This is a genomic window from Paraflavitalea speifideaquila (assembly GCF_032395985.1).
Lineage (GTDB): Bacteria > Bacteroidota > Bacteroidia > Chitinophagales > Chitinophagaceae > Paraflavitalea > Paraflavitalea speifideaquila.
This window is the reverse complement of sequence record NZ_CP135920.1, coordinates 8,511,562-8,525,717: the sequence shown is the minus strand read 5'-3', so window position 1 is coordinate 8,525,717 and position 14,156 is coordinate 8,511,562. Positions and strand designations below refer to the sequence as shown.

Below are 14,156 nucleotides of genomic sequence, written 5' to 3'. Positions count from 1 at the left end.
AAATATTTGGGTGGCCTGTGGATTGCATGTAAAAAGTATGGGAAACAACATACTTACTTTACATACTCCCTGGGAGGAGGTAAAGGAAAAGATCAAAGAAAGGGTTCTTGGTCTTACTGATGAAGACCTCGCCTACGAACCGGGTCATGAATCGGCATTACTGGACAGATTGGCCAGGAAGATGCACAGAAGTACAGCAGCAGTGAAGGCGTTCATTGAAAGCATTTCCTATAACCAGGATATGGCATCTTAACTCCTTTCAACCAGTCGGTTTATTAACTTACCTCGCTGCCTTCTTTAACGGCTCCAGCAGGTACGCCAGGCCGTTTAGGTGTATCTCATACATCGTTTGTAATAACATGCCCAGTTTTCCTTTGGGAAATCCTTTGCGCTGGAACCATTCCAGGTAAGAAACGGGCAAATTGCAAAGAAGAGTATCCTTGTATTTACCAAAGGGCATTTTCATCGTTACCAGGTTCAACAGTAGTTCAGGATTGGGTTGCAGCGGCTCTATATGCATGGTGACTGGTTATTAAAATTCTTTTAATCATACCTCGGCAGGCAAAAATATTGTCGCCAAAACCGCGTTGTTGTTATATATTTCATTAGTTTACAATAACAACAAGTTTTAATAGTATGAGTAAGTCAAAATCTAAAAAGGTAAAGCTCCTAAAAAAGCAGCCCCTCTTTCCGGTATGGTGGTCAAAAGTACATCATCAGGCGCTCAGGCAAAAGGATCTTCCATGATACCTAACAAATCTGTTACATCTGGTAAAAAGGGTGGTACGATGCATACCACTCCGAGGAAGGCGGGATAATATTATACTGCAGGAACGGGGATTGAATCCCTGTTCCTGCTTTTTATTTTAGTTATACTCAGGCATATTGCCGGGTTTGCCGCTCGGCCAGCTCAAATACTTCGGAGAACAATTCATAGCTACGAAACCTGTCTTCAGCCTGTTCGGCAAAAGTGGCTATTACCACTTCCTCTACATCAAACTCATTCGTCAGCTTCGTAATTTTTCTTTTACCATATCGGGAGTGCCAACTACCATACGTGCGCGGTTGAATAAAACCCGCTGCCATTCTCCCGGTGTGTAATTATAGGCTTTTGCAATTTCATAAGTAGGCATTTCATTGTACTGTCCTTTTTCAAAACTCAACAGGCGGTAGTCCATTACGGCTTGTACCTCCTGCACTTTACGTTCGCTATCCGAGGTAAAAGCAAAGATGCCCACATTGGCCTTAGGGGCTGCAAGCTGTGCCGAAGGGCGGAAACGCTGTCTGTAACTGGCTATTGCCTGAGCTCCGCCAACAGGATTGATAAACTGGGCATAGGATAGGGCCATGCCCGCATGTGCTGCCAGGTAGCCACTTTCGCCGCTGGAGGTCAACATCCACAGCTCCGGCGCCGTATCAATAATGGGTATTGCTTTTACCTTACCGGCTGCATTGCCTTCATCGGGCGTATCATTCAAAAAATTCTGTAAATCTTTGATCTGCCGGATATATTCCTGCGGGTCGAAAGTATTGGAGGGTTCAGTAGCTGGGCCGAGATCCGGTCTCCTCCCGGCGCCCTGCCCAGCCCCAGATCTATCCGATTGGGGTAGAGGGCTTCCAGCAAACGGAAGTTTTCCGCCACTTTCATAGCGCTGTGGTTGGGTAGCATAATACCCCCGAACCAAAACGTATATAATTGGTTTCTCCTGCCAGGCGGGCAATCAGCACTTCCGGGGCAGCCATGGCCAAAGTGGCGGAATTGTGGTGCTCCGACAGCCAGTAGCGGGTATACCCCAGCCGGTCGGCCAGGCGAGCCAATTGGATTGATTCCTGCAGTGCCTCCACCGCATTACTGCCGCGGCGGATGGGGGTTTGATCTAAAACACTTAATTGCAAAGACATAGGATATTATAACAGTCAGGGACTAAAAATGTTTGTCGACAAAAGGTCGCTTTCCGGCGATATTGGGAGGAGCGGGGCCACCGGGCGCACAAAGCTGGTGTATCTTTATGGGCGTGAGGTTATGAACAAATACCCTTTCATATTTTCCGACAAGCCGTACTACCGTATAAGACGGCATTTGGTATTCTGGACTTTCTGGTGGTTGTTCCAGGGGTTCTTATATGCGTTTACTCCTTCTACTATCAGCGTGAACTACATGGCTAAGATCCCTTATTCCATGGTGGAGTCGATCATCTATCTGATCGCCCATATGTTCCTAGCTTATTCACTCATGTATTTTGTATTGCCGCGTTACCTGCTCAAGGGGAAGTATGCAATGACCGTAATATGGGTATTGGTACTATTTCTGGCAACAGCGGCTATCTCTTCCCTGATTGCGCTTTATGTAATAGATCCCCTTCGCGATTGGTTATTACCCCAAACCCTACAACCCTCCAAAAGTTCCGCCCCGCAGGTTTTTATATGGGCTTACTGGCTGGCTTGCGTGGAGCCATCACCATCGGCGGTTTGGCTGCAGCCATCAAGCTCATGAAGCACTGGTACATTAAAGAGCAACGCAACCTGCAACTCCAAAAGAGAAAGCTGAGGCACAATTACAATTATTAAAAGCACAGATTCACCCCATTTTTTTGTTCAATACCCTCAACAATATTTACGCTCATACCCAGGGCCTGGCCCCAGTTGCCTCTCAACTCGTGATGGGCCTTTCAGATATGCTGCGTTTCATGCTGTATGAATGCAATCAACCCCTGGTGCCTTTGTCCAAGGAGCTCACCATGATCCGGGATTATATCGGGCTGGAAAAATAAGGTACGACGATCAATTCGATATTCACCTCGACCTCCCGGCCAATACAGGCAACCTGCATATTACGCCGCTGATCTTATTGCCCCTGGTTGAAAACTGCTTTAAACATGGCACCAGCAATATGTTGGAGCAACCCTGGCTAAACCTGCAAATACATCTACAAGGGAATATCATGGATATGCGACTGATGAATGGAAAAGCGAAAGAGACAAAACAGCAGGGAAACTATGGCATCGGTATTGCGAATGTTCGTAAACGCCTGGAATTATTGTATCCAGGCAAGCACCTCCTGAAGATCATGGAGGAGGAGGAGGTATTTGTAGTCACCTTATCATTACAGTTGGAAAATATACAGGTGGTCCGGAAAAAGATGAGCATATTTTTGTGTTGACCAATCATGACTGAATTAAAAACCATACGTTGCCTCGTTGTAGATGATGAACCGCCTGCCAGAGAGGTAATAAGACGTTATGTGCAGGATGTTCCCACCTTGCAACTGGCGGGTGAATGTGCCAATGCGGTGCAAGCCCTGATCGCTTTACAACAACAACCTGTTGACCTGATCTTTCTTGATATCAGGATGCCCCAATTGGACGGAACTACTTTCTTGAAAACATTGAAGAACCCTCCCAAGGTTATTTTTACAACTGCCTATCCTGAATATGCGCTGGAAGGGTATGAGCTAGACATCGTGGATTACCTGTTGAAGCCTGTGCGGTTTGACCGGTTTTTAAAAGCTGTCAATAAAGCCTACCCTTTGGGCAGCCAGCAAATCGAAATGACAACAGTCATTGCACCCGTCAATAATCAGGAGGACAAGAGAAGTGATTCTTTTGTTTATTTCCGGGCCGACCGTAAAATGCAAAAGGTAATGCTGCATGATATCCTGTACATTGAAAGTATGAAAGATTATGTGAAGATCGTTACCATGACAGGCACCCTTATTACCAAGCAATCCATTACTTCGGTAGAAGCGATGTTGTCTGACAAGTTATTTGTACGTACCCACCGTTCGTTTATTGTGGCCATTGATAAGATCCGAACTTATACCAATGAATTGATTGAAATAGACAAAGCAGCCATTCCCATTGGTAAGCTGTACCGTAATGGGGTGCTGAAGATGCTGGCTTAAGGATTATTGATTACTAATTATTCGTTTGCTTCGATGCTCTACGATAAAAGCGGACTGCCCTTGTAGAACAGCCCGCTTTTCATTATTTGTTGAGATCTTTCTTATGGGATAATACGCAGCTTGGCGTAGTTCAACATGATCTTCTTTTCGCCATTAACTTCAAATTTCACGGTAGCAACCGGATTGTGGGCCGAGCCTTCCATCTTGGTAACAACACCAAAGCCAAATTTCTGGTGCTCTACACGCTGGCCTTCTTGCAAGTTGGTGGTATCGCTGGCTACAAAGTCGGGGCTGGGTACATGGTCTACTGCTTTATTCTGCGGCTTAGGTGTAACATAAGAAGGAACAGCCGGTTTTTTGGATGGTGGCGCTCCATACTTCTTTTCAGCATCAGCTGCCGAATTCCTGTTGCCACCTGCCCCCAGCCACCGCCATTCATGCGGTCAAAAGCACTGGTATTGCTACGCCCACCAAATCCCTGGTTCTTAAAGGCTGCCGCCCCGGCATAACTGCGGTCGAGGTATTGTTCGGGCAACTCTTCCAGGAATCGGCTGGGTTCATTTTGTACGAGCGATCCAAAGCGATAACGCGTATTGGCGTAAGTGATCCAAAGTTTCTGTTTGGCGCGGGTAATCACCACATAGAACAAGCGCCGCTCTTCTTCCAATTCCTCCCGGGTATTAACGGCCAGGCCATTAGGGAAAAGCATTTCTTCCAGTCCGGCAGCAAATACACAACCAAACTCCAACCCTTTGGCGGCGTGAATGGTCATGAGCTTAACCGTATCGGCATTGGGATCTTTATCGTCTGCATCCGTCAGCAACGTAATTTGCTGGAGGTAGGCGCCCAGGGTTATTTCACCAGAACCTACAGCTTCATTGTCCGAGGTTTCCAGCATGGTACCTTCCTCATCAATCTGGGCAAGTGTTTGTTGCGTATCCACCCACTCTTTGATGGAGTTCAACAGCTCCTGGATATTCTCATACCGGGCTACCCCTTCAGTACTTTTATCATTGAAAAGTTCCTTAACAATATTGGTTTGCTTGCCTACATGCACCGCCACTTCGTAGGCGTTCTTATTCTTAAGCATGCTGGCGAAGCTTTTGATCATCGTCACAAAATTATCAATGGCTTCCAGTGTACCGGCCTTAAAACCAAAAGTTGCCGCACGCTCCAATACTTCCCACATGGAAATATCGTGCTGGTTGGCAGCCAGTACTGCCTTATCAACCGTTGTTTTACCAATTCCCCTGGCCGGGAAGTTGATAATACGCTTCAGCGCCTCCTCGTCCTTGGAATTGATAATAATGCGCAGATAAGCAACAAAGTCCTTGATCTCCTTCCGGGTATAGAAGCTCTGACCGCCAAACATAGTATAGGCAATATTCATCCGGCGAAGTGCTTCTTCAAAAGCCCGGCTTTGTGCATTGGTGCGGTACAGGATGGCAAAGTCTTTGTTATTGTAATGGTTGCGCAGCTTTTGTTCCTGTATCGTATCGGCCACATATTTCCCTTCATCATTATCAGTCATGGTACGCACCAGTCTGATCTTTTCACCTTCTTTATTATCCGTCCAGAGTGATTTAGAATTTGTCCTTTGTTATTACTGATCACCTCATTGGCTACATTGAGGATGCTTTTGAGCTGCGGTAATTCTGTTCCAGCATCACCACTTTGGCATCATCATAATCTTTCTGGAATTGCAGGATATTTTGAATGGTAGCGCCGCGGAAACTATAGATACTTTGTGCATCATCGCCCACCACACACACGTTTTCATTCATGGCCCCCAATAGCTTAATGATCTCGTACTGGGCAGGGTTGGTATCCTGGTACTCATCGATCATGATGTACTTGAACTTGCGCTGGTACTTGCTGAGTGATTCCGGAAAGCCTTTCAGCAGTTCATAGAATTTCAGGAGCAGGTCGTCAAAATCCATGGCGCCATTTTTAAAGCAACGCTTAACATAAGCATCATAGATCTGGGCAATGGCAGGCCGGTTACTGCGCAGGTCTTCCTGCTGAATAGCATAATCATTGGCATATTCCACCGGTCCTACCAAGGCATTCTTGGCACTGGAAATACGGTTATAAACAGTAGAGGGTTTATACAGTTTGTCGTCCAGGTTCATTTCATTGACCACCGTTTTCACCACACTTTTGGCATCATCCGAATCGTAAATGGTGAAGTTATTAGGATACCCCAGGTGGTGCGCCTCACTGCGGAGGATGCGGGCAAATACGCTGTGGAAAGTACCTACATACAGGTTACGCGCTTCCGAATTGCCGAGGATCTTCTCAATCCGCTCTTTCATTTCTTTGGCAGCCTTATTGGTAAAGGTGAGCGCCAGAATATTAAATGCGTCCACACCGCTGTTCAACAGGTGGGCAATGCGGGTGGTGAGCACCTTGGTTTTGCCACTGCCGGCGCCGGCCACAATCATCAAGGGGCCATTGATATGTATGACAGCTTCACGCTGCCGATCATTCAACTCTTTTAGGTAGTCTTGCATAATAGATTAGTAGTCATCCGGAACGGATGAATCAAGCCTGCAATTTACGTTATACCGGCCGATTAGCAGGGAACGTTGAAAACTTATTGAAAGATTGGAGGTTAGGGGGCAGCAGGAAAACTGATTTTGTCTTGTCGCTAATTAGGAGCAGTTAGGCTCACGGCTTTAAGCACACAGCAATGGATTGTACTGGTTAACAGGACGCGGTAAAAATATCCTTTTATACAATCCGGATTTAACACGCAAAGCTGAATATGCAAGCGGGATGTAATGGCAGAGCCAGGATAAGCTTCTTCACCCTCAGGAAAGGCACAACGGATCGTATCGAAGGGGCTTTACTTTCTTTCCTTAAGGAGTGGTGTATATATTGTATTACAGCGCAATCCAATGCCCGATTCTCCTTTTTATTCTCCGGCATTCTTTTATCTGCCTCTTCCACTACTTTTTCAAGCCCAGGTATGCTTCACTTAGAATTTGGAGCGAATTCGTTTCTACCAGGTTCAAACAATTGCCCAAATCAATGATTGCTCCTAAAACAAATGGAGTTCTAATGGGAATTTTATTAAACTGCTTACGCTGAGCGCTTTCGACTGCGTACTCAATGCCCTGGCGGGATTTTGTTCCCAAAAATAAACACCTTCACCCAGCCAATCCCAGGAATTCCTGCTACCAAGCAGGTCTTCATTGCCGTTCAGGACTTTAAATCCTACTTCTTTATCGCAGCTATGAAATCCAACAACACTGAATGGATGGTGATGGGGCACTGTTCAAATATTATTTTTCAGCCTCCTCTTAATGGAATTATCAGAAGGCTGCTTAATAATTCCTGCGTCTACGAGGAATTTCAAAGCACTTTCTTTTGATTTAAGGGCGTTTTCTGTTGCCCGTTGAATTACTTTAACCTGTTCTTTTATAATGGAGTCAGTCATATACCTGCAATATATCATATAAATACAATGTGTCAAAATTTACAACCCCTCTTTGAGGCTTTTCTTTTTCCTACAACTTACTAAACAATCATGGCGAGATATTGATGTGACTAATTGACCAATTTTGCGGACATGGGCTATAAAATCAAATAGTTTTGAACACCCTGCGGATAATTGGCTGCGGGCTTTTCTGTTCACATTATTTAATTTGCGGCCAGCATGTCTGGTACTGATATATCCAATGAACATTTTCAACTCGCTGTACGGTTTGTAAACCAAACCAACCGCCATCTTTTCCTCACGGGTAAAGCAGGCACCGGTAAAACCACCTTCCTGCGTTATATACAGCAAAATAGTACTAAGAAAATGGCGGTAGTAGCTCCTACCGGCGTGGCTGCCATCAATGCGGGTGGTGTAACCATGCATTCTTTTTCCAATTGCCTTTTGGTCCTTTTATTCCCAACCGGCAGGCAGGGTGGGGCGCTTCTTCCGCAGAGATCACCGATCAGCACAGCTTATTTAAGAATATCCGCTTCAACAATGCCAAAAGAGAATTGCTGCGTGAGCTGGAATTATTGGTGATTGATGAGGTAAGTATGGTAAGGGCCGATATGCTGGATGCTATCGACGCCATTCTGCGTCATTTTCGCCGTCAGCCCTTATTGCCTTTTGGGGGTGTGCAGGTACTGTATATTGGCGATCTTTTTCCAGTTGCCCCCGTTGTGGGCAATGAAGAGTGGGATGGAATACTGAAGCACCATTATGCCAGTCCGTTTTTCTTCGATGCGCATGTCATTAAGCAAGCACCACCTGTATACCTGGAGTTAAAAAGATCTATCGTCAGAACGAGGCATCTTTTATCCAGATCCTCAATAATCTGCGCAACAATACCACGACAGAAGAGGATCTGCGGCAATTGCACCATCACTATTATCCTGGGTTCATTCCGGATGAGGATGATCATTATATTACCCTCACCTCCCACAATTACAAAGCCGATAAGATCAACCAATATCAATTGGACAGGTTGGAGGGGGAAATATTTGAGTTCCGGGGAGAAATTAAGGGTGATTTCAATGAAAAGGCCCTGCCCGCCGAAATGAGCTTACAATTAAAAGTAGGCGCACAGGTCATGTTCATTAAAAATGATAAAGGCGAGTTCAGGCGTTATTTCAATGGAAAACTGGCTATTATCAAAGCCATTGATAAAGAAAAGATCACGGTAGCCTTTCCTGAAGAAGATATTGAGCTGGAACTGGAAAAAGAAACCTGGAAAAACATCCGGTATAGTTATAATAAAGAGAAGGATAGTATTGATGAAGAGGAATTGGGCACTTTTAAGCAATACCCCATCAGGCTCGCCTGGGCCATTACGATCCACAAAAGTCAGGGACTTACTTTTCAAAAAGCCATTATTGATGCAGGAGAGTCCTTTGCACCGGGACAGGTATATGTAGCCCTGAGCCGCTTAACTTCTATGGATGGCCTGGTGTTGTACTCCCGCATACAGCCCCATTGTATCAATACGGATAAACGCGTAATCACTTTCACCAGTGCTGAACTGGCCGCCGATCAGTTGCAACAGGAATTGCAGCAGGAAAGAAAAGCATTTATCGGCCGGTCTATATTGCGGTCTTTTGACTGGACCAAATTAATGGCCGGCTGGGAAGCGCATTACGAGGGATATGAAGAAAGGCAGTTACCTGAAAAGAATGCTGCCATCATCCGGGCAAAAGCTATGCTGGCACAGGTTACGGACCAACAGGAAGTGGCTGCTAAATTTACCCGGCAACTGGAACAGTTGGTAACCACTGCCGAGATTGATGGATACAAGGGATTGCAACAGCGATTACTGGCCGCTACGGATTATTTTCTTAAGCAGCTCAATGATTCAGATGCTTCCCTGCAACAACATATTGACGCGGTGAAGGTGAAGCAGAAGGTAAAAAAGTATGTAAAGGAATTACTGGAGCTGAAACTATTGTTCCAAAGGAAGAAACAATCCATGCACCAGGCTTTGCAAATAGCTGATGGACTGGTCAGGGGCGTCGAACCGGATGAATTGTTGCAATTGGTGGAAAACCAACAAAAGATAGCTGTGGAAGCGATTCAAAAAACTGCTGAAGTAACTGCCAAACCCAGGAAAGGGGAAACGAAGCACATCAGTTTGCAATTATTCAAAGCGGGAAAAATATTGCAGCCATTGCTGCCCAAAGAGGAATGGCCATGAGCACCATTGAAGGCCACCTGGTACAATTCATTGGTACCGGCGAGATCGATATCAAAGACCTGGTGCAGGAAGATAAAAATAGTGCCCATCCTGGAAGCACTGGAAGAAACGGGTGGCCTGTCTGCCACTCCAGCAAAAGAAAAATTGGGTGACCATTTCTCTTATGGCGAGATAAGGGCCGTCATGCACTACCGTAATGGGCTGCAAAAAACTGAGGTCTGATCTGCCTTTAAGTCCCTTTACTCATGGGCGCCCGGTAGGGCTTTCTTGTCCACCGCGACAATTCTGTTTGATCAAACATCAATACCAGCACCTCCGCATCTCTTTTATAGCGGTTGGTATTCAGGAGCGTTTTAAGAAAGGCGGCTTCATTATATCCCGTACATATCATCCTGGTTAACTTGATGTTTTCATTGATAGTGAGGCTAGTGTCAGTACGTTTAAAAGTGCCATTCATCCGGTTGCAACCAGTATGGCCCGAAAAAGTACCATTGGCTACATTGAATTTAATGGAAGGAAACCGGCCGGCAGCGGTATCAGAAGCCAATACCGGTTGCAGAAACCACTCTCCGTTTAATGCAGCGTCTGCCAGCACAGCCAGGCCTGGCCCGTTACTTCTGTTCAGTTCTGTAAGCTGTGGACTGTTCCAAAAGAGGCTGCTTACCAACAGCAGGCAAGTCAGCCCTCCACTCCATAAGGTTTGCATACCAGTTCAGTTTATTTATAGTTGGATAAAAACCAATGTCGTTTATACATGAGACCTTAAGAAAACTTTTGCCAGTTACAAAGGTGGCCACTCTGCAGCGCCGTATCAGCCGGACGGCAGCGTGACGCACCATAAAGGAGCGACAAGCTTGATTAAACGACATTGGGATAAAAACCCAAAAAGGATGACATAATTACTATGCCATCCTCAACCTAAACCATATAACCGTCCATCAATAATTTCTCAATGAATCCTGGTTATGATTTGGGTTTGTACGATCAGTACTATCTGAGGTTTTCATAGAAGTCTAAGTATTAACAAGCATTACTATTCCAAATACCTCAATAATTTTGCCACTACGATTCAATCTTGTAAACCATTGTTTTAAACACGCTTACCCTTAGTACATTACCCATTTTGGTTTTAATTCTTCTCTAAATATGCCTGAGATAAAAAACGTAGCCCTTATTCTACAAGCGTTACCCGTAATGGTGGAGTGCAGCCTACATTTATTAAAATAATCTAAATTGGCCCCTAATCACTTATTCCAATTAACAGTTCTCTATGCTTCAAAACAGCCTGCTGCTTATTATTTCTTTGCTTTTTGTAGTTTCTATGCTCACTATGCTGAGCGAAAAGGTGAAGATCTCCTATCCCATCCTGCTGGTCATTGCTGGCCTGGGTATTGGTTTTATTCCCGGTATTCCATCTATTACCCTGGCACCTGATCTGGTTTTTATTATTTTTCTACCCCCTTATTGTATTCTGCCGCCTGGAATACTTCCTGGAATGATTTCTGGCGTTTCAGGCGCCCCATTGGTTTCCTGGCATTTGGATTGGTGATCTTTACCGCTACTGCTATTGCCTTCATTTCACATGCCATTATTCCAGGCTTTTCCCTCGGTATGGGTTTTTATTAGGGGGAATTATTTCGCCGCCCGATGCTATTGCAGCTACCAGTGTATTACAACAATTAAAAGTGCCTAAAAGGATCACTGCCATATTGGAAGGTGAGAGCCTTATCAATGATGCATCCAGCTTGATCGTATTCCGTTTTGCCCTCGTGGCCATTTTCACAGGAGAATTCGTACTGTGGAAAGCGGGTGTTGATTTTTACTGGTAGCCATCATGGGAATTGTGATTGGATTGGCCATTGCACATATCGTATACCTTATTCATCGGTTCCTACCTACTACACCCAGTATCGATACCGCCATTACCCTAATTACACCCTACCTGATGTACATCGCAGCAGAGCATTTTCATTTTTCAGGTGTGCTGGCCGTTGTAAGTGGTGGATTATTCCTTTCTTTCCGTTCACATGAAGTTTTTCCTACAATACGCGCCTGCAGGCAGTAAGTGTGTGGGAAACCCTGGTGTTTCTATTAAATGGGGTGGTGTTCATCATGATCGGACTGGAACTGCCTTATATTATCAAGGAATTGGGTGAAACCTCGTTATGGACTGCGATAAAGTATGCTGTTTGCATTAGTGTTGTCACCATTATCATTCGCATCATCTGGGTATTTCCCGGCGCTTACCTACCGCGGATGTTGAGTAAAAAATACGGGAAAGAGAATCCCGGCCAGGTTGGAAATCGGTTTTCATAGTGGGATGGAGTGGGATGCGGGGGTAGTTTCGCTGGCATCTGCCCTGGCAGTACCCATCACGCTCACCAATGGCCAGGCATTCCCTCATCGCAACCTCATCCTGTTCATCACCTTTGTGGTTATTCTCTTTACGCTGGTATTGCAGGGTTTAAGCCTTCCCTGGTTGATCCGTTTGTTAAAGATCGAAGCGCCCGAATCCGAAGCGCATCATGAACACGCAATCCGCCTAAGGCTGGCCACGGCAGTACTGGACCTCCTGGAAAAGTCGTATGCCGAAGAATCAGGCAGCATTGAAGCTTTCGTGCGGCTTAAGGAACGCTATCAACGAATGGCAGATATTGCGAATAGCAGGCTACAACAGGATGAAAATGCACAGTTGACAGGAGCTTTCATTCCTAAATACCGTAAAATGTTGTTGGATGCAGTACAGGTAAGGCGGGCCGAACTGGCCAAAATGAGTCGCCTGCAGGAATTTCCTGATGAATTGATCCGGAAAAGAGAAACGGAGCTGGACCTGGAAGAGGCCCGATTGAGAAAATAGACGGTATAGAATTGCTTTATTGGTAATTTCATGCTTTTCCGTTAACACTAACCTGTAAAAACGCCTGTATGAGTGCTTATATAATTGATGTAGCTCCGTTTAAGAAACAACATATCACCGCCATTGCCCTTTCTTTTGTGCCACTGGTAATTTCTTATGTATTGGCCCAAAAGGGGTATAGTGTCATTAACGATCCAACGGTCAATGAGGTCATCAAATGGGTATTCCTGGCAGGAGCGCTTATTACCTCTTTTATGTTGACCCGAAAACATAAAGAGCAGCTTAAAACAATCCATACCCTGGCCAATTTTGAAGAACAGGTGATCCGGTATAAAAAAATATACGACCAGCGGGTGATGATCAATGCTGTTATTGGCATTGTGACCGCCATCATTTTTGCCTTGACAGCCCGCAGGATATTCTTGATGGTGGGTATTTTTAACCTGGTGGTTTTACTGATCATGTTTCCCAATAAAAGGGTCTTTCGACTGGAATTGAATAACCAGGATATTGAATTTCGTTAAAACCGGCTATACAGTCCTATTGCGGGTCATCGTTTTCCTGTTTTTCCGTATCAGGTAGTTAAGATAGTTTTATGGGAACGATGTTTTTGTGCAGCATGTAGAATTTTTCCATAAAGCTCATTTTGAGAACCACTATCACCGCACGGCGCCGCCGGTTGCATTAAGTCATTTCATTGATTTTATGTGGGAAACGGATTTTGGGCATTTATGGCAGGCCTACCCCAGGGTTTTTCCGATGCCCTGTTTCCCAATATTGGCTACACCTACCTGGTGAACCTGGGTACCCCTTTCGTGATGCAGGTAGCTGATCATTTTTTTGATATGCGTTCGGATGGATTCCTGCCCCGCCACCGCAGCATTGAATGTTATCATCAGCCAGGGAATCAATTATTTGGTATCAAGTTTAAAATATCACCCGTCCTTTTTCAAAAGAAGATCAATTTTGCCGAATACCGGGAGTACATCTTTCCCCTCAGCTACCTGGTCGATCAATCGCTTATTGACGCCATAAAAGCGACCAACTCTTTCAAAGAAAGGGTAAGGATCATCAGCAACTACTATCAACCCATTGTTCAGGAACATGCAGGCTCCCTCCAGGAAATTCACATTGTTACTGAGATCCTTGACCGATGCTTTAGGGATAATGATTTTAAGACTACCATTGAAGCCCTTGCAGATCAATACAAGATATCTACGCGTACCCTGCAACGCTATTTTGAGCGGGCAACCAGCATCAGCAGCAAAAATGCCTTACAGATCATGCGTATCCGCAAAGCCGCTGCCCATATTGCCAGCTCGCCCGAAACCTTTCACTATTCTATTTATGGCTACTACGACCATAGTCATTTTTATAAGCACCTGAAACAGTTTCTACAAAAAAGCACGCTTCAAAACCTGCAACCCCACCTGCAACTGTTGCAAACCTTACACAAAAAACCGCGTACAGATGGGATGTGATTTTTTTAGTTGCCAGCCCTTCTCCGTTCGTCTTCCGAAGCGGTAGTTCTCCTACGGGCTGCAGCCACGGTGTTTTTGCCAAAACGGTAGGTGAAGGATACATTAGCCACCCTGGTTTCCCTCCTTGAATGCCAGTGTTCAATATAATTACTGAATTCTATGACAGCCTTTGGCACATTGGTCCAGAAGATATCGGTGATATTAAGGCGGATCGTTCCTTTTTATTCATCACCGTCTTTTGTACG

General features: G+C 45.2%; 20 protein-coding genes and 2 pseudogenes. 14 read left to right on the top strand and 8 right to left on the bottom strand.

From position 1 onward, the window contains the following. Nucleotides 1-37: 37 nt before the first annotated feature. Nucleotides 38-253: a hypothetical protein gene (locus tag RS881_RS58680; protein WP_315819191.1), complete on the top strand. Its 216-nt coding sequence runs from the start codon at nucleotides 38-40 to the stop codon at nucleotides 251-253. A gap of 27 nt (nucleotides 254-280) precedes the next feature. Here the strand turns inward: RS881_RS58680 and RS881_RS58675 are convergent, their stop codons facing one another. The 3 genes from RS881_RS58675 to RS881_RS58665 form a co-directional block, all read right to left on the bottom strand. Further along, nucleotides 281-520, bottom strand: coding sequence for a DUF3820 family protein (locus RS881_RS58675; RefSeq protein ID WP_315819190.1), 240 nt, complete (start codon nucleotides 518-520; stop codon nucleotides 281-283). A gap of 487 nt (nucleotides 521-1,007) precedes the next feature. Next, complete coding sequence (locus RS881_RS58670; protein WP_315819189.1) at nucleotides 1,008-1,478, bottom strand: LLM class oxidoreductase; 471 nt, start codon at nucleotides 1,476-1,478, stop codon at nucleotides 1,008-1,010. 166 nt (nucleotides 1,479-1,644) lie between these two features. Beyond that, on the bottom strand, nucleotides 1,645-1,902 hold the full coding sequence (locus RS881_RS58665) for an LLM class flavin-dependent oxidoreductase (RefSeq protein WP_315819188.1): 258 nt from the start codon (nucleotides 1,900-1,902) through the stop codon (nucleotides 1,645-1,647). 28 nt (nucleotides 1,903-1,930) lie between these two features. On the opposite strand from RS881_RS58665, the gene RS881_RS58660 reads away from it, so the two are divergent. From RS881_RS58660 to RS881_RS58650, 4 genes are all read left to right on the top strand, one after another. Then, complete coding sequence (locus RS881_RS58660; protein WP_315819187.1) at nucleotides 1,931-2,494, top strand: hypothetical protein; 564 nt, start codon at nucleotides 1,931-1,933, stop codon at nucleotides 2,492-2,494. A 97-nt stretch (nucleotides 2,495-2,591) separates the two neighbouring features. Next, nucleotides 2,592-2,771 (top strand): histidine kinase, encoded by a 180-nt coding sequence (locus RS881_RS61435; RefSeq protein WP_350340066.1) that lies wholly within the window; start codon nucleotides 2,592-2,594, stop codon nucleotides 2,769-2,771. After that, nucleotides 2,699-3,160 (top strand): LytS family sensor histidine kinase, encoded by a 462-nt coding sequence (locus RS881_RS58655; protein ID WP_315819186.1) that lies wholly within the window; start codon nucleotides 2,699-2,701, stop codon nucleotides 3,158-3,160. The genes RS881_RS61435 and RS881_RS58655 overlap by 73 nt, the downstream gene beginning before the upstream one ends. A gap of 6 nt (nucleotides 3,161-3,166) precedes the next feature. After that, entirely contained in the window at nucleotides 3,167-3,901 is a 735-nt protein-coding gene (locus RS881_RS58650) for a LytR/AlgR family response regulator transcription factor (RefSeq protein ID WP_315819185.1), read from the top strand. Nucleotides 3,902-4,002: 101 nt separating this feature from the next. Here the strand turns inward: RS881_RS58650 and RS881_RS58645 are convergent, their stop codons facing one another. The 3 genes from RS881_RS58645 to RS881_RS58635 all read right to left on the bottom strand — a co-directional run bounded on the left by RS881_RS58645 (nucleotide 4,003) and on the right by RS881_RS58635 (nucleotide 6,414). After that, entirely contained in the window at nucleotides 4,003-4,161 is a 159-nt protein-coding gene (locus RS881_RS58645; RefSeq protein WP_315819184.1) for a hypothetical protein, read from the bottom strand. Nucleotides 4,162-4,205: 44 nt separating this feature from the next. Beyond that, the gene (locus tag RS881_RS58640; RefSeq protein ID WP_315824977.1) at nucleotides 4,206-5,432 is read right to left on the bottom strand and encodes an ATP-dependent helicase; all 1,227 of its coding nucleotides are present in this window, start codon (nucleotides 5,430-5,432) and stop codon (nucleotides 4,206-4,208) included. A 91-nt stretch (nucleotides 5,433-5,523) separates the two neighbouring features. Continuing rightward, the gene (locus RS881_RS58635) at nucleotides 5,524-6,414 is read right to left on the bottom strand and encodes an ATP-dependent helicase (RefSeq protein ID WP_315819183.1); all 891 of its coding nucleotides are present in this window, start codon (nucleotides 6,412-6,414) and stop codon (nucleotides 5,524-5,526) included. Between the two features lie 1,148 nt (nucleotides 6,415-7,562). Between RS881_RS58635 and RS881_RS58630 the strand changes: the two are divergent. From RS881_RS58630 to RS881_RS58615, 4 genes and pseudogenes are all read left to right on the top strand, one after another. Next, nucleotides 7,563-7,721 (top strand): annotated as a pseudogene (locus tag RS881_RS58630) (sigma 54-interacting transcriptional regulator); the annotation flags it as partial. A 59-nt stretch (nucleotides 7,722-7,780) separates the two neighbouring features. Continuing rightward, nucleotides 7,781-8,446, top strand: coding sequence for a DEAD/DEAH box helicase family protein (locus RS881_RS58625; RefSeq protein ID WP_315819182.1), 666 nt, complete (start codon nucleotides 7,781-7,783; stop codon nucleotides 8,444-8,446). Next, nucleotides 8,362-9,573 carry a hypothetical protein gene (locus RS881_RS58620; RefSeq protein WP_315819181.1) on the top strand — a complete coding sequence of 404 codons (1,212 nt, stop codon included), beginning with the start codon at nucleotides 8,362-8,364 and terminating at the stop codon, nucleotides 9,571-9,573. The genes RS881_RS58625 and RS881_RS58620 overlap by 85 nt, the downstream gene beginning before the upstream one ends. Next, nucleotides 9,570-9,725 carry a hypothetical protein gene (locus tag RS881_RS58615; RefSeq protein ID WP_315819180.1) on the top strand — a complete coding sequence of 52 codons (156 nt, stop codon included), beginning with the start codon at nucleotides 9,570-9,572 and terminating at the stop codon, nucleotides 9,723-9,725. The genes RS881_RS58620 and RS881_RS58615 overlap by 4 nt, the downstream gene beginning before the upstream one ends. Before the next feature lie 77 nt (nucleotides 9,726-9,802). Here the strand turns inward: RS881_RS58615 and RS881_RS58610 are convergent, their stop codons facing one another. Both RS881_RS58610 and RS881_RS58605 read right to left on the bottom strand, forming a co-directional pair. Beyond that, nucleotides 9,803-10,279: an META domain-containing protein gene (locus RS881_RS58610; protein ID WP_315819179.1), complete on the bottom strand. Its 477-nt coding sequence runs from the start codon at nucleotides 10,277-10,279 to the stop codon at nucleotides 9,803-9,805. 739 nt (nucleotides 10,280-11,018) lie between these two features. Next, a complete protein-coding gene (locus RS881_RS58605) occupies nucleotides 11,019-11,162 on the bottom strand; it encodes a hypothetical protein (protein WP_315819178.1) in 144 nt (47 codons plus the stop codon). Between RS881_RS58605 and RS881_RS61430 the strand changes: the two are divergent. The 5 genes and pseudogenes from RS881_RS61430 (at nucleotide 11,109) to RS881_RS58575 (ending at nucleotide 13,911) form a co-directional block, all read left to right on the top strand. Then, a pseudogene (locus tag RS881_RS61430) lies at nucleotides 11,109-11,638 on the top strand (cation:proton antiporter). The gene RS881_RS58605 and the pseudogene RS881_RS61430 overlap by 54 nt on opposite strands. Nucleotides 11,639-11,640: 2 nt before the next feature. Next, nucleotides 11,641-11,889 carry a cation:proton antiporter domain-containing protein gene (locus tag RS881_RS58590; protein WP_315819176.1) on the top strand — a complete coding sequence of 83 codons (249 nt, stop codon included), beginning with the start codon at nucleotides 11,641-11,643 and terminating at the stop codon, nucleotides 11,887-11,889. 4 nt (nucleotides 11,890-11,893) lie between these two features. After that, the gene (locus RS881_RS58585) at nucleotides 11,894-12,430 is read left to right on the top strand and encodes a cation:proton antiporter (protein WP_315819175.1); all 537 of its coding nucleotides are present in this window, start codon (nucleotides 11,894-11,896) and stop codon (nucleotides 12,428-12,430) included. Nucleotides 12,431-12,498: 68 nt separating this feature from the next. Further along, a complete protein-coding gene (locus RS881_RS58580) occupies nucleotides 12,499-12,954 on the top strand; it encodes a hypothetical protein (protein ID WP_315819174.1) in 456 nt (151 codons plus the stop codon). A gap of 207 nt (nucleotides 12,955-13,161) precedes the next feature. Beyond that, on the top strand, nucleotides 13,162-13,911 hold the full coding sequence (locus RS881_RS58575) for a helix-turn-helix domain-containing protein (protein ID WP_315819173.1): 750 nt from the start codon (nucleotides 13,162-13,164) through the stop codon (nucleotides 13,909-13,911). Nucleotides 13,912-14,156 lie beyond the last annotated feature (245 nt).

Excerpts from the sequence above, each read along its gene's own strand:
- RS881_RS58665 (WP_315819188.1), bottom strand. The coding sequence starts at position 1,902 with ATGTCTTTGCAATTAAGTGTTTTAGATCAAACCCCCATCCGCCGCGGC.
- RS881_RS58575 (WP_315819173.1), top strand. The coding sequence starts at position 13,162 with ATGGCAGGCCTACCCCAGGGTTTTTCCGATGCCCTGTTTCCCAATATT.
- RS881_RS58635 (WP_315819183.1), bottom strand. The coding sequence starts at position 6,414 with ATGCAAGACTACCTAAAAGAGTTGAATGATCGGCAGCGTGAAGCTGTC.
- RS881_RS58655 (WP_315819186.1), top strand. The coding sequence starts at position 2,699 with ATGCAATCAACCCCTGGTGCCTTTGTCCAAGGAGCTCACCATGATCCG.
- RS881_RS58605 (WP_315819178.1), bottom strand. The coding sequence starts at position 11,162 with ATGGCATGTGAAATGAAGGCAATAGCAGTAGCGGTAAAGATCACCAAT.
- RS881_RS58610 (WP_315819179.1), bottom strand. The coding sequence starts at position 10,279 with ATGCAAACCTTATGGAGTGGAGGGCTGACTTGCCTGCTGTTGGTAAGC.
- RS881_RS58660 (WP_315819187.1), top strand. The coding sequence starts at position 1,931 with ATGTTTGTCGACAAAAGGTCGCTTTCCGGCGATATTGGGAGGAGCGGG.
- RS881_RS58585 (WP_315819175.1), top strand. The coding sequence starts at position 11,894 with ATGGAGTGGGATGCGGGGGTAGTTTCGCTGGCATCTGCCCTGGCAGTA.
- RS881_RS58680 (WP_315819191.1), top strand. The coding sequence starts at position 38 with ATGGGAAACAACATACTTACTTTACATACTCCCTGGGAGGAGGTAAAG.
- RS881_RS58640 (WP_315824977.1), bottom strand. The coding sequence starts at position 5,432 with ATGACTGATAATGATGAAGGGAAATATGTGGCCGATACGATACAGGAA.
- RS881_RS58615 (WP_315819180.1), top strand. The coding sequence starts at position 9,570 with ATGAGCACCATTGAAGGCCACCTGGTACAATTCATTGGTACCGGCGAG.
- RS881_RS58580 (WP_315819174.1), top strand. The coding sequence starts at position 12,499 with ATGAGTGCTTATATAATTGATGTAGCTCCGTTTAAGAAACAACATATC.
- RS881_RS58650 (WP_315819185.1), top strand. The coding sequence starts at position 3,167 with ATGACTGAATTAAAAACCATACGTTGCCTCGTTGTAGATGATGAACCG.
- RS881_RS58675 (WP_315819190.1), bottom strand. The coding sequence starts at position 520 with ATGCATATAGAGCCGCTGCAACCCAATCCTGAACTACTGTTGAACCTG.